This is a genomic window from Rhizobium sp. CFBP 13644, from assembly GCF_014842165.1.
Classification (GTDB): Bacteria; Pseudomonadota; Alphaproteobacteria; order Rhizobiales; family Rhizobiaceae; genus Agrobacterium; species Agrobacterium tumefaciens_C.
Map to the genome: position 1 here is coordinate 249397 of NZ_JACYVF010000003.1, position 21379 is coordinate 270775.

A 21379-nucleotide genomic window follows, 5' to 3' on the forward strand; every position below is an offset into this window, starting at 1 on the left:
AAAGACCTTATCCACCCATCGCCTTGATGATGGCATCCCGCACGTCGCTCTCATTATAAGGCTTGCAGAGCAGAACTGAGCCTGCAGGGGCATTATCAGGCAAGAAGTTGTCGCCTGTAGCAAACACAACTCCGACAGACGGGCGGCGCTGTTTGATGGCAACACATAGATCGCCGCCGCTCATATCCGGCAGGCCGACATCGGTCATCAGCACATCAAACTCTTCTCGCTCGGTGAGATCGATGGCCTGTGTCGCGTTCGCCGCCTCGATGACCGTATGGCCGCTTTCCATCAGTATGTCGCTGGTGTTCATGCGGATGAGTTCATCATCTTCCACGAGCAGGACACGCATCGCTGGCGTCTTAGGCTCCGTTACTCTGACATCAGGCACGATGGTCCTATCCTTACCCGCTTCAATTCTCTGCTTCTGATTCGCAATGACGTGCCGCAGACGTCTTGCAAGGGCGTCTCGCGTATAAGGCTTGGACAAAAGCTCCACGCCCGCATCCAGCTTGCCGCCGTGAACGATCGAATTTTCGGTATAACCCGAGGTGAAGAGGATCGCGAGATGGGGCAAGCGCTCTTTGGCCCGCCGCGCCATTTCGCTGCTCTTCAACGGCCCCGGCATTACCACGTCGGTGAAGATGACATCGATCGGCACGCCACTTTCGGCAACCGTTAGACCCGCCTGCGCATCCCTCGCCGTCAAGACCCGATAGCCGAGATCTGTCAGCGTTTCGACAACGATGCTACGGACCTCGTCATCATCCTCGACAACCAGAACCGTCTCGCTGCCGCCAACCACAGGGCCGTCCTGCACAATGACTTCACGATCTTCGTCAGCGAGAGAGCGCGGAAGATAGACCTTTACGGTCGTGCCCTGCCCTATCTCACTGTAAATCTTGACGTGACCACCTGACTGTTTGACGAATCCGTAGACCATCGAAAGGCCGAGGCCTGTGCCTTTGCCCTCGGGTTTGGTCGAGAAAAACGGCTCGAACACCTTGTCAACAATCTCTGGCGCCATGCCAGAGCCCGTATCGGTGACCGCCAACATGACATATTGCCCAGGCTCGACCTCGGCATGGGTTCGTGCATAGTCCAGATCGAGGGACGCATTGCCAACCTCGATGGTGAGCTTTCCCGATCCCTCCATGGCATCGCGCGCATTGATGGCGAGATTCAGCAACGCATTCTCGACCTGCGCAGGATCGGCGAAAGTGTTCCACAAACCGCCAGCCGTGATCACCTCGACTTCAACAGCCTCACCGATGGAACGGCGCAAAAGATCATCCATACCAGCGACGAACCGCCCAATATTGATGACCCTCGGCTCCAGCGCCTGACGGCGTCCAAAAGCAAGCAATTGGCTGGCAAGCTTCGCGCCACGGCTAACACCCGCCAGCGCGTTGCCCACGCGCCGCTCTGCACGCTCATTGCCCGCAACATCCTTTGCGAGAAGCTGGAGATTGCCCGCGACAACCTGCAACAGATTGTTGAAGTCATGGGCGACGCCGCCCGTCAACTGACCGATGGACTCCATCTTTTGCGCCTGTTGAAGCGCACGTTCCGCATGCTGACGTTCGGCAATCTCGGTTGCGACGCGGGCTTCAAGGCTTTCATTCAATTGGCGAAGTTGGTCTTCCGCACGCTGGCGGTGACGGATTTCCCGCTCGAGATTGGCAGAATGCTCCTGCAGCGCCAACTCTGCGGCGCGCTGATCCGTAATGTCGGTATGCACGCCGACCCACTCGATGAGCGTAGCATTGTCATCCAGAATGGGCACGGCCCTGATGGTGAAAGTGCGATAAACGCCGTCATGTCGGCGAACCCGGTGCTCCCAGAGATAGGTGGATTTAGCCGCAACAGCTTCGTTCCAACTGCGGATCGAACCTTCCTGATCGTCAGGGTGGACGGCATTTGCCCAGCCATAGTCCTGATACTCGTCAAGTGTCTGGCCTGTCAGTCCGGCCCAGCCGCTCTGGACGCCAAGCATCTTGCCGTCAGGGCTGTTCGTCCACAAGACACCGTGGACCGCATTGACCGCCGCCCTGAACCTGTTGTTGCTGATCTGAAGCTCGGTCTCGACGCGTTTACGAGCGTCAATGTCGATGATCAGCACATAGCAACCGTCAACATCACCCTTTGCCGTATAGCGGGGAACATGGCGTATTTCGACCGCACACAGTGTGCCATCGGGACGGCGAATATCGGCATCATGGATGACCGTCTCTCCGGCCATGGCGCGATTGATGAACGGTAGGCGGGCCTGATAAAAAGCCTCTCCCACAACATCAGCTGCCTTTTGTCCCAAAACATCCTCCGGGCGCCAATTGAACCAGTTCAGATAACCCTGATTGGCGAACCTGTAGATATGATCCTTATCGATGAAGCCGACGAGTATCGGGAGAGCGTCGGTAAGCCTGCTGAGCTCTTCCCGACTGGCGGCAAGATCGGAAATGGCTTTCACCTTGTCGGTGTTTTCAAGCACGGTGCACAAAACGCCATCAACCGTACCGTCATCATTGTGGATTGGCGTGTAAAACAGGTCAAACACGACATGTTCAGGCTGTCCATTGCGGTTCAAAATCATCGTCTGGTCGCGGAATGACTGCACGGCCCCACGAAAACCCGCATCGAGAATGGTGCTATTCCATTCCCAAATTTCAGGCCAGATATCCGGCACAGTGCCTCCGAGCGCTCTGGGATGATAGCTCCCGGCGATCTCGATATAGCCGTCATTGTAGATCATGACGTGGTCTTTGCCCCACATCAGCACTTGTGGGATTGGTGAATTGACGACGGAATTCACCTTGTGGCGGAGGTTGGCGGGCCATGACGATATCGGGCCAAGCGACGTCTTTGACCAATCAAATGCGCGCACAAGCGCGCCAGCCTCGCCGCCGCCAATAGGCCATTGGCCCAATCCAGAAAAATCAGTCATTCATGTCACCAATGGGAGCGCAAACTTCCGTACATCGCAGTTTCAGTCAAAGAAGCACATTGACTGATCTTACCACTTGATCCGAAGTCACTTATCAAGCGTTTTTTTCTAAAGTACGCAATACAGATCACACTATATGGTTATCCTGCCCGCACAAGCGCGTCCAAAACCCCCATGGCGGCAAATTTACCCGAAGCAAAACAAGCAGTTAGGAGATATCCGCCTGTTGGCGCTTCCCAGTCCAGCATCTCCCCGGCTGCAAATATTCCAGGTACTTTCGTCAGCATCGAACATGGGTCGATTTCACCCCAGTCGATTCCACCCGCGCTCGAAATTGCCTCGGCGATCGGGCGTGGTGATTCGAGTGTGATTGGCAGGGCCTTTATCAAGCCCGCTAGGTCTTGCGCAGACATCATGGCGAGCTCAGATTGATGCTCCCGCAGCAATGCGATTTTGACCGGAGAAAGGCCAACGGCCTTGCGCAGCTTGTTGGAAAGGCTGTCCTTGCGGGGATGCCGCTCAAGGTCTTTCGCAAGACGCTGCTCGGTTCGGCCCGGTGTCAGATCAACCAGCAGAACTGGCTTTTCACCACCTTGGAAACCATCGCGCACCGCCGCCGCGTGAGCGTAGATCAGACTGCCTTCGACGCCATGCCGCGTTACAACAAATTCACCCTCGATCCGCCCGGCTTGCGACGTGACGGCCACCGACTTTACCGGGATGCCTGCGAAATGTTCCCGGAAATGATCGCTCCAAAGCGTATCGAAACCGCAATTAGCAGGTTGAAAATCATTGATGACAACGCCCTTTTCCCGAAGCCATGGCACCCATGCGGCGTTAGACCCCAGCTTCGGCCAGCTTGCCCCGCCAAGAGCAAGCAGGACCGCGCCGCTTTTGACCGTGATGGGGCCTGTCGGCGTTTCAAATGCCAGCGCGTCGCCTTCAAAACCCGTCCAACGATGCCGCGTCTTGATCTCCACGCCCTGCGCTTCCAGCCGCTGCAGCCAGGCTCGCAAAAGCGGCGAGGCCTTCATGGAGACAGGAAACACGCGCCCGGATGTGCCGATGAACGTTTCCTGTCCAAGAGAAAGCGCCCATGCGCGCAGCATATCGGGCGTAAAATCGTCCAATGCTTCCCGAAGCCTGCCCTGCGCACCGCCAAACCGGGTCGTGAAAGCGTCATACGCCTCGGCATGGGTGATGTTCAAACCAGATTTACCAGCCATAAGAAACTTGCGGGCAACGGTCGGCATGGCTTCATAAACAGTCACGCCAACTCCGGCTGCAGATAATACCTCCGCCGCCATAAGGCCGGCAGGCCCACCGCCGACGATTGTCACTTGCTTGCCGTGCATCATACGATTTCCAACGCAATTGAATTCCATACGCCTTATACCGATTTGCCAGTGCCGGTACATGCGCTATTGACCTTATATGTTCACGCTCAATCGCCCTGAAACCTTCTCGCAAGAGATCAAGAAAAGTCGCTTCATCGCCTTCGCAAACCCGGTTGCGGATGAAGATGCTGCCAGACATTTCATCGACCAGAACTCCGATGCCACAGCGACCCACAATTGCTGGGCATGGCGGGTTGGGCAGGTCTACCGCTTCAGCGATGATGGCGAACCCTCCGGGACAGCCGGAAAACCCATCTTACAGGCAATCGACGGGCAATCACTCGATTGCATTGCGGTTTTGGTCACCCGATGGTTCGGCGGCATTCTTTTGGGCAGCGGCGGCTTGATGCGGGCCTATGGCGGCACGGCTGCGACATGTCTGCGAAACGGCGAGAAGACGCCGGTCATCCCGACGCTATCGACAGAAATTGACTGCATTTTCTCTGATCTTGCTCTGGTCAAATCGAGGCTCACAGCCGTTTCTCACCTGACGATTACGGCGGAAACCTTTACCGATCATGGCGCGAAGTTAAGCCTATCCATACCGGTTTCCAGTGCAGAGGATGTTGCGAGAATGGTGATGGACCTCACCAGCGGGCGTGTTACCATTCCGCTTCCGTGAGCGGTAGCCACCGCTGGCCAATGGTCAAATCCATGCTATGAGGCAGCATGATATCTGAGCTTGCAAACCCGATCTACAATCCCCCGATGGAGCCGTATGTTTCCATCATTCATCAGGATGACGACCTGCTTGTTCTGAACAAGCCCAGCGGGCTGCTGTCCGTTCCTGGCCGCGATCCCGCGCTTTCCGATAGCCTCGCGACAAGGCTTCAAAAGCAGTTTCCAAAGGCATTGATGATCAACCGGTTGGACAAGGACACCTCCGGCATTGTCCTGATGTCCCTCAACCGCCGTGCCCATGCCAGCGTGGCCTCGCAGTTTGAAAATCGTGCAACGACAAAGACCTATATAGCTGTGGTCTGGGGTCATGTTGACGGCGAAACCGGGCATATCGATCTGCCGCTCGCCATTGACCCCGACAATAAACCGCGCCATCGCGTTGATCATGAGAGCGGCAAGCAGGCCCAGACGGATTGGAAGCTGCTTGAGCGCCTTTCTTTACCGGCAACGCGGCTGCAGCTTCACCCGTTGACGGGCAGAACGCATCAATTGCGTGTCCACCTGAAAGCCATTGGCCACCCCATTCTGGGTGATGAATTTTACGCACAGGCAGATGCGCTTGCGGCGTCTGATCGATTGCTGCTGCATGCGCAAAGCATCAGCTTCCGCCACCCCGATGGTCGTGATGTAAGCTTTACCGTGCCTTGCCCGTTTTGAGATGACGATGACAAACAAAGATCGCGAAGACAGTTTCATCATCGATTTCGTGGGTGGTGCCGTTGGCCACCGCTTGCGTTCTGGTGAAGGCCGTGGGCAGGCGCTGGCAAAGGCCGCCGGTTTGAAGAACGGCAAAACGCCCGCAATCGTGGATGCAACGGCGGGTCTCGGCCGAGATGCGTTCTTGCTGGCATCTTTAGGGGCAGAAGTGACCTTGATTGAGCGGTCGCCCGATATGCACGCATTGCTCAAGGATGCGATCGCTCGGGCCGATGCAGAAGGCGGCATCTATCGTGAAATCGTCTCCAGAATGACGCTGCTACATGGCGATTCTCGCGTGCTGATCCCTACGCTCTCACCAGAGGTGATCGTGATTGATCCCATGCACCCTCCCCGGCAGAATACGGCATTGGTCAAAAAGGAAATGCGTGTGCTGAGGGAATTGGTCGGGGCAGACCCTGATCAGACTGAGCTGATGGAAATTGCGCTCGCCCATGCAAAAAAACGCGTTGTTCTCAAATGGCCAGCACGGGCAGAGCCGATGCCAGGCATCAGAAAACCTTCGCATCAGCTTCTCGGTAAAACAACTCGCTATGATGTCTTCATGATTTTGGGCGGTGATCCCGCCTGACGCGTATCATCGAAAGTTTGGCTTGCGTTGAGCATTCATCAGCAGTTCGTGACGGGACGCAAAGTCGCCGAATAGTGTGCGCAAGCGTGATTCTTCACTTTCATCCAGCCGGTAGCGGCGGCAAAAATCCTCGACGCTCAGGATCGGCTTGATCTCCGTAGATTCGATTTCCCTGTTATCAAGAACTTGCATGCGGGCCTCCCAAGATTTGCGACACCGCTTAACTCGCTGAAAGGCTTGATGTTCCCCACTACTTTTCACCCGCCATATATAAGCACCCTATTATTTACACATTGGAATCAAGTTTTATTGAAACCCATGGGTTGAACGAAAAATCTCCCCACATGTTTGGTTCAAGCAAAGCTAACGGAAGGGAGACCAATGACGCGCGCTCAACACCTGCTGACATCAACCATTCTTTCAATGTTCCTCGCAGCACCCCTGGCACAGACCGCCCATGCTCAAACGCCTGCCCCAGCGGAAACGAAACCGGCAAACGCGCCTGACCAGAAGCCCGCATTCGAGGGGCAGACACGCGCAGCGCAGCCTGAAAAAATGCCGTCGCTCGTCAAAACGGTTGTTGCCGATGATCTCCCGCATTTGTGGTCGATGGAAATCCTGCCGGATGGGCGTATGCTCGTGGCTGCAAAAGACGGGGCGATGCACATCGTAGCCGATGGCAAGGCTGGAAAACCGCTTGAAGGTCTTCCAGAAGTGGCATCGGATGGTCAGGGGGGCCTGCTCGATATCGCGCTCGCGCCGGATTTCGATACCTCAAAAATGATCTACTTCTCCTTTTCCGAACCCCGGGATGGCGGCAACGGCACTTCCGTTGCCTCCGCCAAGCTTATGGAAAGCGGCGGCAACGCCGTTCTTGAAGACACGAAGGTGATTTTCCGCCAGACGCCGACCTATGATGGCGACAAGCATTTCGGATCCCGCCTCGCCTTCGGGCCAAAGGGTGAGCTTTACGTCACGGTTGGAGAGCGCTCGGACAAGGAGCCTCGCGTGCAGGCTCAGGATCTTGGCAGCGGACTTGGAAAGGTCTTCCGCATTGATAAGGACGGCAAGGCCTTCGACGGTAACCCGTTTGTTGACCAAAAAGATGCGCTGCCTGAGATATGGAGCTACGGTCACCGCAACGTCCAGTCCGCAGTGGTCGATGGGCAGGGGCGTCTATGGACCGTGGAACATGGTCCCAAGGGTGGTGATGAGCTGAACTTGCCAAAAGCCGGTCTCAACTATGGCTGGCCTGTCATAACCTACGGCATGGAATATAGCGGCGGTGCGGTAGGAGAAGGCCTGACGGCTAAAGAAGGCATGGAACAGCCGACCTATTACTGGGACCCAGTGATCGGCCCTTCCGGCATGGCCGCCTACGACTCCGACGCCATTCCTGAGTGGAAAGGCTCGCTCATCATCGGTGGGCTTGTTAGCCAGGGACTTGTTGTCCTCAAGATGGACAATGACAAGGTCGTGTCGGAAGGCCGCTTTCCGCTGGAAGCGCGAATCCGCGATGTGAAGATTGGCGACGATGGCGCTGTTTATGCCGTGACCGAGCAACGCGGGGGCGGAAAGTCGCAAATTCTGAAACTCGCACCGGGCGCCTGACCGAAAGAAAAAAGATGAGAGCGGACTCAAACCGCTCTCATCTTGCTTCCCCTTAGCGGGAACGGATGCCAATCGGGCGCATTATTGCTCACAAAGGTGAGGAGCAATAAAAACACATGAACCAGCTTCCAATTCGCATTCTGAAAAAAGTTGGGCTGACCTATGTCACCGATCAGGAGCCCGGCATCACCCGAGAGCGTCGCGGCAAGGGCTTCTCATACCGGCTTCCCGATGGCGGCCTTTTGTCTGACAAGATCGAGCTAACACGGCTGAAATCGCTTGGAGTGCCGCCCGCATATGACCGGGTCTGGATTTGCATCGATCCGTCTGGCCACCTTCAGGCCACCGGGTTTGATGTGAGAGGCCGCAAACAGTACCGCTATCATCCAGACTGGCACGCGTTGCGGGGCGAGAACAAGTTCTATCAGCTCAAGACATTCGGCGAAGCTTTGCCTGCCATCCGCAGACGCGCGACTGCTGATCTTTCAACAAATGGCTACGGGCCCGAGGCAACACTTGCCGCGCTTGTGCTGTTGCTCGACGCAGCTCACTTGCGCGTCGGCAACAAGACCTATCTTGAGACAAATGGAACCTACGGCGCCACGACACTTTTGAAGAAGCACGTTTCGTTCGGGGAAACGATTGAGCTGCGATTTGCCGCAAAGGGTGGTCAGCGCGTCCAGCGCAAGCTCAAACACCCTCGGCTACAGCGGATTCTCGAGAACATCGCAGACCTTCCCGGCAGGCAACTCTTTGTCTGGCAGGATGAGAGCGGTCTTGTGCACCCTGTCGATTCCAGCGCGCTCAATGCCTATATCTCCCAAAGCGCGGGTGAAGGAATATCCGCAAAGACTTTCAGAACCTGGGGCGGGACGCTCGCGGCCTTCGGGAACGCAACGCGCGCGCTGAACAGCGCGGAACGACCCACAATCAAGGGAATGTGCGTGGCTGCATCCGAAGAACTTTCCAACACGCCCGCCATTTGCCGCAAAAGCTACGTTCACCCTGACGTGCTGGATATTGCAACGGAGGAAAAATCCATGAAGCGGCTTGAGAAAATATTGGCGAGCGACCTGAAGCCCATCGCCGGGCTGAAAGCCGATGAGAGACGGCTGATCGAGTTTTTGGCCTGATCACCGCATGGCCGCATCAATGATCATTCTGGGCGGATTGACGATTTCGTAAGTGCAGCGAAAGGCTTCTGCTGCAACGCGATATGTATCGCTTTCATCCGCCTCGACCTGCACGATCGCATCGCCGGGCAAGGCGATCATCATCTCGTTCCAAGGCGCCCTGAAGTTGAACGGCCCGATCTCATCACTCACGATGAAGTAGCTCATATTTTTGCCTCTGGGCCTGAAGGCGCGATACCCTGCGGCGTCCGCCTCCGACAGCGGCTCACCATACCGATCCGCGAAGTTGCGCGCCTTCACCAGAATTTCCTCGTTGCCGGTTTCCTCGCAGCGATTGCGCACCACCCAGTCGCCCTTTTCGGCAGGCCGGGAGCGCGTTTCCACCCCCTGCCCCTTGATATAGGTGATCACGATTTCCCCCGGAGACGCAGGACGAGCATCCACATCCCTGGTCTTTCGGGCCACCCCGGCCAGATCGCTTTTCTTGATCTGCGCCATCAACGCGATCTGGTCTCGGCTCGGCAGGTCCTCGCTTGCATAGGCGACAAGAGGAAACAGGAGCGACATCGAAATCAGCGTTTTCGAAAAGAGCAGCGAAGCCATCTGAATTCCATTCCTAGCGCGAGAACGGGCAACATCCGGCAACAGCAGAACGGTGCGTCCGGGGAGATCACGTAAGTTTGAATGTACAGATATGAAAACAAAGAAATACGGCACGTTTTGAAGGGTAGATTTTAACAATCGTTAAAACGCTCATCAGATGAGCATTTGCCTTCCATAAAGGCTCCCTCTGGTAACGTTCAGCTTCATGTCAGGTACATGACACATCCGCAGCAGTGAATGCACAAGCAGCGGAAAGTCAAACCTATGGCACTATCATACCAAACACTCAAAAGCGGACGTAGCATCCGGCGGCCAGTCATCGGCAGCGTAACGCTGAGTATTGCGACTTCGCTTTATCTGCTGTTTGTGACCAACCATACGTTCTGGGCCAAGGTGAATACGTACCTCTCAGCCTATCCCGTTGCTATCTTTGGCCTATACGTAGCGATGAGCGCCGCGTTTTCGGCAATCTTCATTTTCATGTCGATCAAATATCTGACCAAACCCATCTTCGCGGCGTTGATCGCCATTGCCGTCGTATCTTCATGGTTCATGGATCGGTTCGGTGCCGTCATCGACACTGACATGGTGCGCAATGCTGTCGAGACCACCCAGGCGGAAGCTGGCAACCTGCTAACGCCTGCCTTTGCGCTCCACATCGCGATTTTTGCGGGCATCCCCATCGCTCTTCTAGCGTTTGTGAAGATCGACCACCGGCCTTTTTTCGGTAAGGTGCTGTGGAATACGATCAGCATCATCGGCTGTCTTGCGGTCGTCTTTTCGGTTGCTGCGGCAAATTCCAAGACATTCACGACGGCAGTTCGCCAGCACAAGGATATCCTTAAAAGCCTTAATCCAGTGACGCCCATCTCTTCGACAGTGCGTTATCTCTCACAAGCCGATCAGGAAGCGAAACTCACCGTTTCTCCGACGGGACTGGACGCCAAGGTCATGCCAGCACTGGGCGGCGTGACCAAGCCTCGCATCACAGTTATTGTCGCGGGTGAAACCGCCCGTGCAGTCAACTTTTCGCTTAACGGATATGCCCGGGAGACGAACCCCGAACTCAAGAAGCGCAACGTTGTCTACTTCCCGAACACCGTAAGCTGCGGCACGGCGACCGCAATCTCGATACCCTGCATGTTCTCTCGCTTTACGCGCTCCGAATACAGCCATAGCAAGGCACTTTCAAACGAGAATGTGCTCGATGTTCTGGTCCATGCCGGTGTTGATGCGCGCTGGTGGGACAACAATACCGGAAGCAAGAACGTGGCGGACCGGGTGCCCTATTTCGATCTTACCGCCGCACTCGATCCAAAGTTCTGCACAACGGGCGAATGCCGCGACGACATCTTTCTTGATCGCCTGGACAGCTGGCTCGATGGTGTGACCAAAGACAGTGTCATCGTACTCCACCAGTTGGGAAGCCATGGCCCGACCTATCACCTGCGCTACACCGACGAGTTTAAAAAGTTCACACCCGATTGCCAGACCGCCGAATTGCCGGACTGCAAGGACACCGAGATCGTCAACGCTTACGACAACACAATCCTCTACACAGACCATTTTCTGGCAAGTGTTATCGACAAGCTCAAGGCGCGGTCGGACAAGCTTGCAACAGGCATGATCTACGCCTCCGATCATGGAGAATCGCTCGGCGAGAACGGCATCTACCTCCATGGCGCGCCCTACTTGCTAGCGCCATCGGAACAGACCCACGTCCCGTTCATCGTGTGGTTCGATGATGATTTTGCAAAGTCCATGGGGCTGGATGCCAGCTGCATGATGAAAGAAGCGCAAGCGGGCGGGCGCTCTCATGACGACTTCTTTCACAGCATTCTTGGCATGATGAACATATCCACCACGGTTTACGATCCGTCACTGGATGTGTTCAGTGGATGCAGGCACCGGCCCAGCGCGTGACGATAGCGCGCTTGACGGAACAAAATGCGCAGCATACCCAATATTCACGGCCTGAAATATTCAGACCTGAAAGCGAGGTATGCTTGCGTGTTCTGCTTGTCGAAGATGACCATGTTCTGGGTGAAGCGCTCCGCGACCACGTAGCAGCTGCAGGCCATGCGGTGGACTGGTTCAAGACCGTTGGAGATGCCAGTGCGGCAACGGAGACAGTCGACTATGGCCTCATCCTTCTTGACCTGCGATTGCCGGATGGAGAAGGTCTTTCAATTCTACGAGCATTGCGCAAACGCAACGATCCCACACCAGTGATCATTCTCACTGCCCATGATCAGGTGTCCGACCGTATTGAAGGCTTGAATGCCGGGGCCGATGACTATCTCGTCAAACCCTTCAATCTCGGGGAGTTGACCGCGCGCATGCTCGCCGTATCGCGCCGCTATGAAGGCCGTTCAGCGCCTGTGGTCAAACTGCCCGGCATCGAAATCAATCAGGTCGCGCGCAACATCACCGTCAACGGCACCGCGATGACGCTGAGCGCGCGGGAATGGGCCGTGCTGGAAAAACTGGTCGAGCACCCCGGAGCCGTTGTTTCCAAGGCGCAACTGCATGAGACGCTTTATGAATTCGGGGCGGAAATAGAGAGCAATACGGTTGAGGTCTATGTCAGCAGATTGCGCAAGAAAATAGGTGCCGACAGGGTGGAGACGGTGCGTGGCCTCGGTTACACAATCAGATAAACGTATGAAACGCAGCGACAGCATGACACGCCGCCTGGTGACGGCGCTGACGAGCGTGGTCGTCTTGTCCTGGCTCATCGCATCGTCGCTCGGCATCATGGTGATGCAGGACGAGTTTGCCGAAATTTTCGATAGTGGCGTGCAGGAAACAGCAGACAGACTTCTGCCGCTGATCGCCGACGATCTCAATGAACGCAGTCCGGAGGCGGAACGCCGGTTGGTTCAACCGGCCGGGGGTGAGGAATATCTCACCTATCAGGTACGCGACCGCGAGGGCGAGGTTCTTCTTCACTCCCACGACAGTCCGGCCGAGCCTTTCGACGTGCCTCTCTCTCCCGGCTTTGCGGACACGGCAACGCAACGCATCTATACGGTCGTGACTTCTGATGGCGGGCTCTATCTGCAAATGGCAGATGCATTCGCCAATCGCCGCGAAGCCATCATGGAGGCCGGGACTGCTCTCATCCTGCCTATGCTTCTCCTTATTCCCGCAAGCATGATTGCTGTCATTCTCGTTGTCCGGCGAACGCTGTCTCCTGTCCAAACCTTGCGGGATGAGATCAGCAGCAAGGATAGCGGCAACATGGTGCCTGTCGGTGATGCGCATTTGCCTGCCGAACTGCATCCCATCGCACGCTCGGTCAATCTGTTGCTGGAGCGGTTGCGGGCCGCGCTGGAATCTGAGCGCGCTTTCGCGTCCAACAGCGCCCACGAACTTCGAACTCCCATTGCTGGCGCACTTGCACAGGCACAACGATTGCAGGCCGATATTCCGGGTGAATTCAAACCGCGTGTCGACCAGATCGAACGTTCGCTCTCGCATCTGGCCCAACTGGCGGAAAAGTTGCTGCAAATGTCACGGGCTGAAGCAGGCATCGGCACATCGGGCACAGAGACCGATCTTGCACAGATCGTCGAACTGGTTCTTGAGGACATGGCGCGCTCGGAGACAGGGGCCAAACGCCTTCAGTTTCACCTAAAGAGCGATGGACAACTTCACGGCATGATCAATCCAGACGCCTTTGGCATCGTGGTTCGCAATCTAGTCGAAAACGCGCTGGTTCACAGCCCGGCAGGCACCCCGGTGGACATCTCCATCGGCAACGATAATTCACTCAGCGTTGTCAACCATTGTGCCACCATAGACAAGGCGCTGTTGCCGAAGCTGACGACGCGGTTCACACGCGGTGCAACGCAGGCCAGCGGGTCTGGCCTTGGGCTGGCCATCGTCCACCATCTGGTGCAGCAAATGAATGGATCGCTCCACCTCCTGTCTCCCGCAACCGGGCGCAGTGACGGTTTTGAAGCAAAGATTGTTCTGCCGGGGAACTGAAAACCGGGTAAAACCATATGAAAGCCAAAGGACAAATTGCTTTCATTTCTCGCGTCACCTATCAAAATTCATGCTTTACGATGTGGACCGACTGCCACTTTCCCTGCTGATGTTACCTGTGGCCCGCGCAACGGAGGCGGTGGCGCGGCTGGATGAACGCGTTTCCCAGTCGCCTTTCCGGGAAGGTTTTCTGGAAAGACAGGATTTCCATGAGACCGTGTCATCTCTCTGGGTCGACGGCGAGCTCGTTCACATCGAAGACCTTGTTCTCCATGACGCCCATATGGATATCCGTGCGCCAACCCATGAGGTCGTCATCGCCAGCCGTATTTTGCGCGCGCGCAGACGAATGTTTAGTCATGAACCCATCTGGGCGCTGAGTCCCACCGGCCTTTCCCGGCTGCGCGGTGAAGAGCTTGAACACAACGCGACAATCGCGCGGGATGTCGTGCCAGCGGATATCTTGGACGTTGAAAATGACGATCCAGACGACAGTGCCCTCAACGATGAAATGTCTACCATCGACCGGCTGATCGCACGAAGCTCGGCAACCCTCGACACCATAACGAAAGACAAGAAGACACCACCTCAAGCTCTGGCCTCTTCGCTCACCCGCGATCCTGACTGGAACGAGACGGACAGACTGAATGAATGGCGCACCGTGCTCCAGGGTAGCATCGGCTTGCCAGCCACTCTGCGAGCGGCCATAGCGCTGGACGCATGGCAGAGGCTAGAAGTCTTGCAGCGCAGCCCATGGCTTGGACGGCAGCTCGCATCCGCCCTGCTGCGCGAGGAAGGGCTGACACAGGCCCATCTCCTTACGATGTGTGTTGGTCTGCGTGCGGTTTCCAGAGAGCGTCGAAACGCAAGGACCGCGCCGGACCGTTTGATCGCGTGTCTGGATGCCATTCATGAAGCGGCGACGCTGGGGCTGAAGGAACATGATCGACTGTTGCAGGCCAAGAACCGCATCGAGCGAAAGCTTGTGGGGCGGCGCTCCAATTCGCGTCTGCCAGAGCTGATCGCTCTTGTGCTTTCACGTCCCGTCGTCTCCACGTCAATGATCGTCAAGGCTCTTGGAACGACACCACAGGGTGCCGTTGGCCTCGCCAACCAGCTGGAATTGCGAGAAATGACCGGCCGGGGGCGCTTCCGCGCATGGGGCGTGCTGTGACCGCAATCCAAACGAAACCCGCCCGTGACAAGAGCGGGCGGATTTCATGTCTCGATAAAGGGTAAGAGTTACTTAGAACTCTTCCCACTCGGACTTGACAGCAGCATTGCCGTTGAAGGCACTCGCAACCTTGCGGCTCAGAGCGCGGGCTGGAGACTGAACCGGACGTTCAGTCTGCGTCACCATGCGCACCGGAGCTTCCGTGCTGCCACCTTGCAGTTTGAACTGGCCAAGCAGATCATTCAGCGAAGCAGCTTCACGGGCCAGGCCGTGGCTGGCAGCTGTCTGCTCTTCTACCATTGCCGCATTTTTCTGCGTATCCTGGTCCATCTGGTTTACCGCGCCATTGATTTGCGCCAGTCCAGATGACTGTTCCTGAGCGGCATCGACAATCGCCACCACGTGACGGTTGATTTCCTGCACTTCAGAGACGATGTTTTCCAACGCCCGGCCAGTTTCACCAACCAGTTGCACACCCTGCTGAACCTGCGTGTTCGATGTGTTGATCAGCGCCTTGATGTCTTTTGCAGCATTGGCGGAACGCTGAGCAAGTTCGCGAACCTCCTGCGCAACAACCGCAAAGCCCTTGCCCGCTTCACCAGCACGCGCAGCTTCAACACCGGCGTTCAATGCAAGAAGGTTGGTCTGGAAGGCAATTTCGTCGATCACGCTGATGATGTTGGAGATTTCCGAGGACGATTTCTCGATCTGCTCCATGGCCACAACAGCCTTGCGCACGACGACGCCAGATTGCTCTGCACCGCTGCGGGCGTTGGCAACCAGATGGCCGGCCTCCTGCGCACGTTTGGTCGAGTCATGCACGGTTGTAGTGATCTGTTCGAGTGCGGCCGCAGTTTCCTCTACGGATGCCGCCTGTTGCTCGGTGCGTTTCGCCAGATCGTCAGCGGCTGCGCGGATCTCATTGGCACCGGCATCGATAGCACGGGCGTTGTCTGCAACGCGGGTCAAAGCGGACTGGAGTTTTACAGCGGATGCGTTGAAATTGGATCGAACCACATCGAGATGCTCGGCAAAGGGCTGATTGATGCGATAGGCAACATCACCATCCGAAAGACGCGCAAGTGCCGCTGCCAGATTTTCGACTGCGAAGCTGGTGTCTGCGGCTTCCTTTGCCTTTTGCTGTTCGTGAGCAATCCGTTCTTTTTCAGAGCGGCTACGGTTGGCCTCGGTTTCATCTTCCAGGCGCTGACGCTCCACGGCGCTCGTGCGGAAGACAGCGACGGCGCGCGCCATGTGGCCAATTTCGTCACCACGATCGAGCCCCGCCACTTCCTCCTTAGTCTCACCTGCGGCCAGCGAAACCATGCGCTCACGCAACTGCTCGATTGGCTTTGTGATGCCGCGTGCAGACACAAAGAGTGCGCCGAAAATCGCCATCAAAAAGAAGACACCCAGCGTCACAATAGATGTCAGAATGGTGGAATTCGTCTGGGCTGCCAGCTCGACTTTCTTCTCATCCACGAGCTTTAGATTGCTGTCGGTGACGGCACGAAGATCCGCACGCCATTGCGCGATCATCGGACCGACTTCCGTCAGGTGCTTGCGCGCAGTTTTAAAATCACCAGCCTTGGCGCTGCTCCATACCTTGTTGCCCGTTTCGCCAATCGTTTTGACCCGGGTAATGAGCGAGCCCATGTCGCTCGCCAATTCCGGCAACCGCTTCGTTGCCTCTTCAAGGCGCGTAACGATGAGGTCCAGATCAGACTTAAAGCTTTTTTCCAGTTTCTCCGTATCACCGGATTGCTCAAGCAACACAAGCCCGAGTGTCGCTGAATAACCAACAGAAACAATCGCTGTATTGGCACGCACCAGTTCCATTGAGCCCATCACGTTTCTCGCGATGAAATCAGAATAGTTCGTATCGGCACTCTTATAGTTCATTGAGACGACACCGACGCCAATTAAACCTGTGAGTGCAACAATGATAACAAATGAAAGAATCTTAGTGCTGATTTTCGCTTTTTTGAGAAAAGACATGACACCCCGGAATTTACTTTGAGCAAACCGGCCAACACATCTGCCCGGCTCTTTGACAAGCAGGCGAGTTACATCGTGCTTCCGGAACAGGACTTACTTCGTCATGAAGCGTCAGTGATGACAGGTTATATTACTATTATTGTTTCAACCAAGTTAACAAAAACCGGAGATGCTAAATAACCTAATGAATACATAGCGTCATTTTAGATATCGCTAAATTTAATTTATTTAGCTATACTTAAAAGTATTATTTTTTACCGCCAAATTCTCGCAATTTTAGCCAAAATTTGCACATAACCCCTGTAAATTTACGGGCATTACTCCTCTCTGAACGCTCTCATGATTTGATCCTGGAATGGTTTCACCAGATAGGAAAGCGCGGTTCGGTCCTGTGTTTTCACCATTGCCTCAGCTGGCATGCCTGGAACGATCCTTAAATCCGTGAATTTTTGCGCTTCGGCTTCATCAACCGAAAGATGCACTAAATAGTAACGCGCTCCGGTTCGCTCGTCTGCATCAAGATCGGCGGCAATGCGCGTTACATGTGCCTGAAGTTGCGGAGTGGTTCTCTGGCTGAAAGCAGACATGCGAAGCATGGCCTGCTGCCCAAGACGGACCTGGTCGATATCTTTGGGAGCGATCTGCACCTCGAGCGAAAGAAGATCATCATCCGGCACAATCGACATGATCGCCTGTGCAGGGCTTATGACACCGCCCACCGTGTGAACGGCAAGTTGGTGGACGATGCCCGACTGCGGAGCGATAATATCAATCCGCTTGAGGCTGTCTTCAGCCGAGATGCGGCGTTCGACATACTCCCCCATCTGCGCCTGTATCTCACTGCGCTCCCGTCCAACTTCGGATTTCAGGTCTTGATCGATCTGAAGGATCTGAAGTCTTGTCTCCAGAATGCGTCCGGCCGCCTGTGCCTGAAACGCGATTTTTTCGCCCCGCTCCCCGCCAAATGTCGCGGCCTGCGTTTTCAGGCCGTTGAGCCGCTGATCCGAAACGATGCCCTTTTGCTTGAGGGAACTCAGGGCTGAGATTTCCGTGGTGAGGACCCGCAGTCCCTCTTCATAAGCTAACTCTTGCGCCTTCAGCCCATCAATCTCGTGCTCGAATTGCGTGATGCGCTCCAGAAGCTGGGCCCGCTTGACACTTCGGGACTGTTTGCGTGCTTCGAAAAGCTGTGTTTCGTTGCTGATGACAGCAGCAACATCCGGATTGTCCTTTCGCGCTAGAAGATCCGCAGGAAAGACAAGCTGCGCCCGGTCATCCTGCTCCGCCTGAAGCCGGGCCATTCGTGCCGTCATCTCATCCAGGCGTTTTGTGACGATTGCGAGATTGGCGCGGGTCTGCGTTGCATCGAGCCGCATGAGGAGCGTCCCGGCTTTCACATAGTCGCCATCTTGAACGAGGATTTCGCCAACAACTCCGCCGGTTGGATGCTGCACGGTTTTTACATGGGAGCCGACGACGAAATGGCCTTGAGCAACCACGGCTGCAGAAAGCGAGGTGGCGGCAGCCCAGGCCCCGGCACCTCCGACCAGCACAACACCAGCGACACCACCGCCGATGATATGGCGCCAGATGGAACGGGAGACATTGAAGAGTTCAGCGTCACGCATCATCGCGCTCCTTCACGTCGACAGGCTTCGATCCGGCGTCTCCTTCAGCTGTGGGCTGATGCACGGCGGCGCGCAGTGGTTTGGCGCCGTAAGCCACCACAGGAAAACCCTTGGGCGCAACACGCGCCGGGGCGCTGTCTTTCAACACTTTCGAAAGAACATCGTCGCGCCGGCCGAACATTTGCTGGCGACCACCGTCCATGACCAGCACATGGTCAACCGCGCCGATGGCGCTTGGCCTGTGCGCGACGACGACTGCGATGCCGCCGCGTGCACGCACTGCGGCGATAGCATTGACGACAGCGGCTTCTCCCTCCGCATCCAGATTGGCATTGGGCTCATCCAGGACCACCAGAAAAGGCTGCCGATAAAGCGCACGCGCAAGGCCGATGCGCTGCCTCTGGCCTGCGGAAAGGGCTGAACCGCCCTCGCCAATCGGGGTTTCGTAGCCCTTTTCAAAACGGAGAATGAGGGCATGCGCACCAGCAGCCATGGCGGCCTCGACGACCGCATTAGAACTGGGATCTTTCTCAAAACGGGCTATGTTTTCGCCAATCGTGCCATCGAATAGTTCCACACCCTGGGGCAGATACCCTATGTGGCGGCCAAGCAGTGCTGGATGCCACTGATCAAGGCTTGCACCATCTATCCTAACCTTGCCGAAGCTGGGTGCCCAGGCATTGACCAGCGCACGAACGAGCGTCGATTTACCCGAGCCGGAAGCGCCGATGATGCCCAGCGCACTTCCGGCCTCCACCACAAAACTCAAACCCGCGACAGTCGGCATCTTTTGGCCGGGCGGCACAATCGTGACATTCTCTGCTCTCAGTTCTCTTGAAGGTATTGGCAGGACCGTGTGCGGCTGGGACTGCGGAACACGCGCAAGCAATTCTCGCAAACGGCTCCAGCTCTGCCTTGCCATGAGAAACGGCTTCCAGTTTGCGATGATCAGATCGACCGGGGCCAGCGCCCGCCCCATCATGATGGAACTGGCGATCATCACACCGCCGGTGGCTTCCTGACGAATGACAAGATAGGCGCCGACGCCCAAGATTGCCGATTGCAACATGACGCGCAGCGTTCGAGACACGCTGCCGAACCCGTTCGAAATATCACCCGCTACACGGTTGGCGGCAAGGTAGTTGCTATTCGCAAAGCGCCAGCGCTCTGCAACGCGCGAGCCCATACCCATGGCCTGCACCACTTCCGCATTGCGCCGTGCTCCATCCAGCAGCGCATTGCGGCGCATGTTGTGGCCCACTGTCTCGCGCACCGACTTTCGCGAGAGACCATTTGTCATGAGCGTGACGGCAACAAGAACGAGTGCGCCGATCAGCGCCGTCATTCCAATCCAGAAATGAAACAGAAAGCAGATGGCCAGATATAACGGCATCCAGGGCAGATCGAAAAATGCGGTTGGCCCCTGCCCCGACAGAAATCCCCTGATATTGTCCATATCCCGCAAGGGCTGCAATCCATCTCCCGGCAGCCGTGACAACAATGGCAATCGCACGACTGCATCATGCACCCGACCAGACATTCTGTTATCGAAGAGTTCGCCAAGCCGCAGCAGAACACGTGCGCGAATGATTTCAAGCGCGCACTGGACGGTAAACATGGCGGCGGCGAGAACGGCAAGGCCGACCAGTGTGGGTACGCTGCCGCTGGCCAAAACCCGATCATAGACCTGCAACATGAACAAGGGCGAGGTCAGCGAGAGAACATTGACGATACCGCTAATGAGGGCTGTCGCGCCTAAAACCCATTTCAGAAGCGCTGCATTCGCACGCGCATCATCCGGTGGCCTATGCTCCCGAGAAGTTTCAACCACATTCGTGTCCACGGGTTTAAGCGATGGGTTCGACGATACCGCAATCCAGACCGCTCCGGTATCATCCAGTGATAGGATCGCCACAAGCCCCAAACGGGCAGGCCTCCTTGAGAGAGCGCACAACCCGACGGCGCCGAGGCGCTAGGGTCATCGCCGTATATTAGGGTATGCGCGCGCTCCACTCGCTGTAAACCCTCATACCGTGCGAGTAGAAATTGAGATAGACAAGAGAACTTGCATTGCGGCGATGAGTCGCTAACATGCCAGACAGGTTATAGGCAGGTGAGGCAAATATGGACGCTGCAACCACGATTGAGCGCGGAACATCACTCGCAGCCAAGATCAGCACCGCGCTGCGGCGCGATCTGGTTGGCGGCGTTTTTCGCCCTGGCGACAGGCTGCCCAGCGAAAGCGAACTGACCCGTGAATATTCCGTGAGCAGAACAGTCGTGCGCGAGGCCATCGCGATCCTGCGCGCTGATGGCCTTGTGGAGGCTCGCAAGGGTGCCGGCGTCTTCGCGCTTCAGGTGCAACAATCAAAGGACGAGCCCTTCAAGGACCTGACGACCGAGCGGATTTCCTCTGTCATCGAACTTCTGGAACTTCGCACAGTGTTTGAAGTCGAGTCTGCCGGGCTCGCCGCCTCGCGCCGCTCAGCAACTCAGATCGAAGCCATTCTCGATGCTCACAACACCATTGCCGCATGCCTTGCTGAGGGGAGATCAACCCGTGACGCGGATTTCGACCTGCACTTCAAGATCGCGGAAGCCACACAAAATCAGCGATTCCCCGAATTTCTGCGCCTGATCAGATCAGGCATCATCCCCCGCGGTGAGTTGCAGGGCGCAGAGCCAGGATCGCGTCCGAAGGACTATAACCTCCATTTGCAGGAGGAACACGCCCGTATAGTGGATGCGATCATTGAAGGCGATGCGGACGGCGCACGGGAGCAGATGCGCATCCATTTGCGCGGAAGCCTAGAGCGGTACAAGGCGCTGTTGCGCTCTAAAACCGCCCATGCTGAAGACAAAGCTTAACGAGCTTTGCCGGGAAAAGTCCTAGCTCAACCAACGCCCATGCAAGACACCTGGCGCGACA

Annotated in this window: 17 protein-coding genes; 10 read left to right on the forward strand and 7 right to left on the reverse strand. The window is 56.3% G+C overall.

Annotation, left to right across the window (positions count from 1 at the left end; all coding sequences use genetic code 11):
• Nucleotides 1-7 precede the first annotated feature (7 nt).
• Both IFT53_RS10635 and IFT53_RS10640 read right to left on the reverse strand, forming a co-directional pair.
• A complete protein-coding gene (locus IFT53_RS10635; RefSeq protein ID WP_192064680.1) occupies nt 8-2944 on the reverse strand; it encodes a hybrid sensor histidine kinase/response regulator in 2937 nt (978 codons plus the stop codon).
• Nucleotides 2945-3084: 140 nt separating this feature from the next.
• Nucleotides 3085-4299 carry an NAD(P)/FAD-dependent oxidoreductase gene (locus IFT53_RS10640; RefSeq protein ID WP_192064681.1) on the reverse strand — a complete coding sequence of 405 codons (1215 nt, stop codon included), beginning with the start codon at nt 4297-4299 and terminating at the stop codon, nt 3085-3087.
• A 79-nt stretch (nt 4300-4378) separates the two neighbouring features.
• Between IFT53_RS10640 and IFT53_RS10645 the strand changes: the two genes are divergently transcribed.
• From IFT53_RS10645 to IFT53_RS10655, 3 genes are read left to right on the forward strand one after another with little or no spacing between them, the layout of a single operon-like run.
• A complete protein-coding gene (locus IFT53_RS10645; RefSeq protein ID WP_192064682.1) occupies nt 4379-4963 on the forward strand; it encodes an IMPACT family protein in 585 nt (194 codons plus the stop codon).
• A 47-nt stretch (nt 4964-5010) separates the two neighbouring features.
• Nucleotides 5011-5679 (forward strand): pseudouridine synthase, encoded by a 669-nt coding sequence (locus tag IFT53_RS10650; RefSeq protein ID WP_192064683.1) that lies wholly within the window; start codon nt 5011-5013, stop codon nt 5677-5679.
• Between the two features lie 7 nt (nt 5680-5686).
• On the forward strand, nt 5687-6310 hold the full coding sequence (locus tag IFT53_RS10655; RefSeq protein ID WP_192064684.1) for a class I SAM-dependent methyltransferase: 624 nt from the start codon (nt 5687-5689) through the stop codon (nt 6308-6310).
• Nucleotides 6311-6316: 6 nt separating this feature from the next.
• On the opposite strand, the gene IFT53_RS10660 is transcribed toward IFT53_RS10655, so the two are convergent.
• Nucleotides 6317-6502, reverse strand: a complete 186-nt coding sequence (locus tag IFT53_RS10660; protein ID WP_042616506.1) for a hypothetical protein — start codon at nt 6500-6502, stop codon at nt 6317-6319.
• Nucleotides 6503-6691: 189 nt separating this feature from the next.
• On the opposite strand from IFT53_RS10660, the gene IFT53_RS10665 reads away from it, so the two are divergent.
• Nucleotides 6692-7921: a PQQ-dependent sugar dehydrogenase gene (locus tag IFT53_RS10665; RefSeq protein WP_192064685.1), complete on the forward strand. Its 1230-nt coding sequence runs from the start codon at nt 6692-6694 to the stop codon at nt 7919-7921.
• A 116-nt stretch (nt 7922-8037) separates the two neighbouring features.
• A complete protein-coding gene (locus IFT53_RS10670; RefSeq protein WP_192064686.1) occupies nt 8038-9054 on the forward strand; it encodes a DNA topoisomerase IB in 1017 nt (338 codons plus the stop codon).
• Here the strand turns inward: IFT53_RS10670 and IFT53_RS10675 are convergent, their stop codons facing one another.
• A complete protein-coding gene (locus IFT53_RS10675) occupies nt 9055-9657 on the reverse strand; it encodes a hypothetical protein (protein WP_197980203.1) in 603 nt (200 codons plus the stop codon).
• A 264-nt stretch (nt 9658-9921) separates the two neighbouring features.
• Between IFT53_RS10675 and IFT53_RS10680 the strand changes: the two genes are divergently transcribed.
• The 4 genes from IFT53_RS10680 (at nt 9922) to IFT53_RS10695 (ending at nt 14824) form a co-directional block, all read left to right on the forward strand.
• Entirely contained in the window at nt 9922-11580 is a 1659-nt protein-coding gene (locus IFT53_RS10680; protein ID WP_192064687.1) for a phosphoethanolamine transferase, read from the forward strand.
• Between the two features lie 83 nt (nt 11581-11663).
• Complete coding sequence (locus tag IFT53_RS10685) at nt 11664-12317, forward strand: response regulator (protein WP_192064688.1); 654 nt, start codon at nt 11664-11666, stop codon at nt 12315-12317.
• 4 nt (nt 12318-12321) lie between these two features.
• Entirely contained in the window at nt 12322-13650 is a 1329-nt protein-coding gene (locus IFT53_RS10690) for a sensor histidine kinase (RefSeq protein WP_192064689.1), read from the forward strand.
• Between the two features lie 70 nt (nt 13651-13720).
• Nucleotides 13721-14824 carry an RHE_PE00001 family protein gene (locus tag IFT53_RS10695; protein WP_192064690.1) on the forward strand — a complete coding sequence of 368 codons (1104 nt, stop codon included), beginning with the start codon at nt 13721-13723 and terminating at the stop codon, nt 14822-14824.
• Nucleotides 14825-14896: 72 nt separating this feature from the next.
• Here the strand turns inward: IFT53_RS10695 and IFT53_RS10700 are convergent, their stop codons facing one another.
• The 3 genes from IFT53_RS10700 to IFT53_RS10710 all read right to left on the reverse strand — a co-directional run bounded on the left by IFT53_RS10700 (nt 14897) and on the right by IFT53_RS10710 (nt 20281).
• Entirely contained in the window at nt 14897-16822 is a 1926-nt protein-coding gene (locus IFT53_RS10700; protein ID WP_192064691.1) for a methyl-accepting chemotaxis protein, read from the reverse strand.
• Nucleotides 16823-17139: 317 nt separating this feature from the next.
• Nucleotides 17140-18450 (reverse strand): HlyD family type I secretion periplasmic adaptor subunit, encoded by a 1311-nt coding sequence (locus IFT53_RS10705; protein WP_192064692.1) that lies wholly within the window; start codon nt 18448-18450, stop codon nt 17140-17142.
• Nucleotides 18443-20281 (reverse strand): type I secretion system permease/ATPase, encoded by a 1839-nt coding sequence (locus tag IFT53_RS10710; RefSeq protein ID WP_192064693.1) that lies wholly within the window; start codon nt 20279-20281, stop codon nt 18443-18445. Before IFT53_RS10710 ends, IFT53_RS10705 begins: the two co-directional genes overlap by 8 nt.
• A 293-nt stretch (nt 20282-20574) precedes the next feature.
• Between IFT53_RS10710 and IFT53_RS10715 the strand changes: the two genes are divergently transcribed.
• Nucleotides 20575-21318 carry a FadR/GntR family transcriptional regulator gene (locus IFT53_RS10715; RefSeq protein WP_192064694.1) on the forward strand — a complete coding sequence of 248 codons (744 nt, stop codon included), beginning with the start codon at nt 20575-20577 and terminating at the stop codon, nt 21316-21318.
• Nucleotides 21319-21379 lie beyond the last annotated feature (61 nt).

Bases quoted from the DNA above. Each gene is read 5' to 3' on its own strand.
- IFT53_RS10635 (WP_192064680.1), bottom strand. From the start codon at position 2,944: ATGACTGATTTTTCTGGATTGGGCCAATGGCCTATTGGCGGCGGCGAG.
- IFT53_RS10640 (WP_192064681.1), bottom strand. From the start codon at position 4,299: ATGCACGGCAAGCAAGTGACAATCGTCGGCGGTGGGCCTGCCGGCCTT.
- IFT53_RS10645 (WP_192064682.1), top strand. From the start codon at position 4,379: ATGTTCACGCTCAATCGCCCTGAAACCTTCTCGCAAGAGATCAAGAAA.
- IFT53_RS10650 (WP_192064683.1), top strand. From the start codon at position 5,011: ATGATATCTGAGCTTGCAAACCCGATCTACAATCCCCCGATGGAGCCG.
- IFT53_RS10655 (WP_192064684.1), top strand. From the start codon at position 5,687: ATGACAAACAAAGATCGCGAAGACAGTTTCATCATCGATTTCGTGGGT.
- IFT53_RS10660 (WP_042616506.1), bottom strand. From the start codon at position 6,502: ATGCAAGTTCTTGATAACAGGGAAATCGAATCTACGGAGATCAAGCCG.
- IFT53_RS10665 (WP_192064685.1), top strand. From the start codon at position 6,692: ATGACGCGCGCTCAACACCTGCTGACATCAACCATTCTTTCAATGTTC.
- IFT53_RS10670 (WP_192064686.1), top strand. From the start codon at position 8,038: ATGAACCAGCTTCCAATTCGCATTCTGAAAAAAGTTGGGCTGACCTAT.
- IFT53_RS10675 (WP_197980203.1), bottom strand. From the start codon at position 9,657: ATGGCTTCGCTGCTCTTTTCGAAAACGCTGATTTCGATGTCGCTCCTG.
- IFT53_RS10680 (WP_192064687.1), top strand. From the start codon at position 9,922: ATGGCACTATCATACCAAACACTCAAAAGCGGACGTAGCATCCGGCGG.
- IFT53_RS10690 (WP_192064689.1), top strand. From the start codon at position 12,322: ATGAAACGCAGCGACAGCATGACACGCCGCCTGGTGACGGCGCTGACG.
- IFT53_RS10695 (WP_192064690.1), top strand. From the start codon at position 13,721: ATGCTTTACGATGTGGACCGACTGCCACTTTCCCTGCTGATGTTACCT.
- IFT53_RS10700 (WP_192064691.1), bottom strand. From the start codon at position 16,822: ATGTCTTTTCTCAAAAAAGCGAAAATCAGCACTAAGATTCTTTCATTT.
- IFT53_RS10705 (WP_192064692.1), bottom strand. From the start codon at position 18,450: ATGCGTGACGCTGAACTCTTCAATGTCTCCCGTTCCATCTGGCGCCAT.
- IFT53_RS10715 (WP_192064694.1), top strand. From the start codon at position 20,575: ATGGACGCTGCAACCACGATTGAGCGCGGAACATCACTCGCAGCCAAG.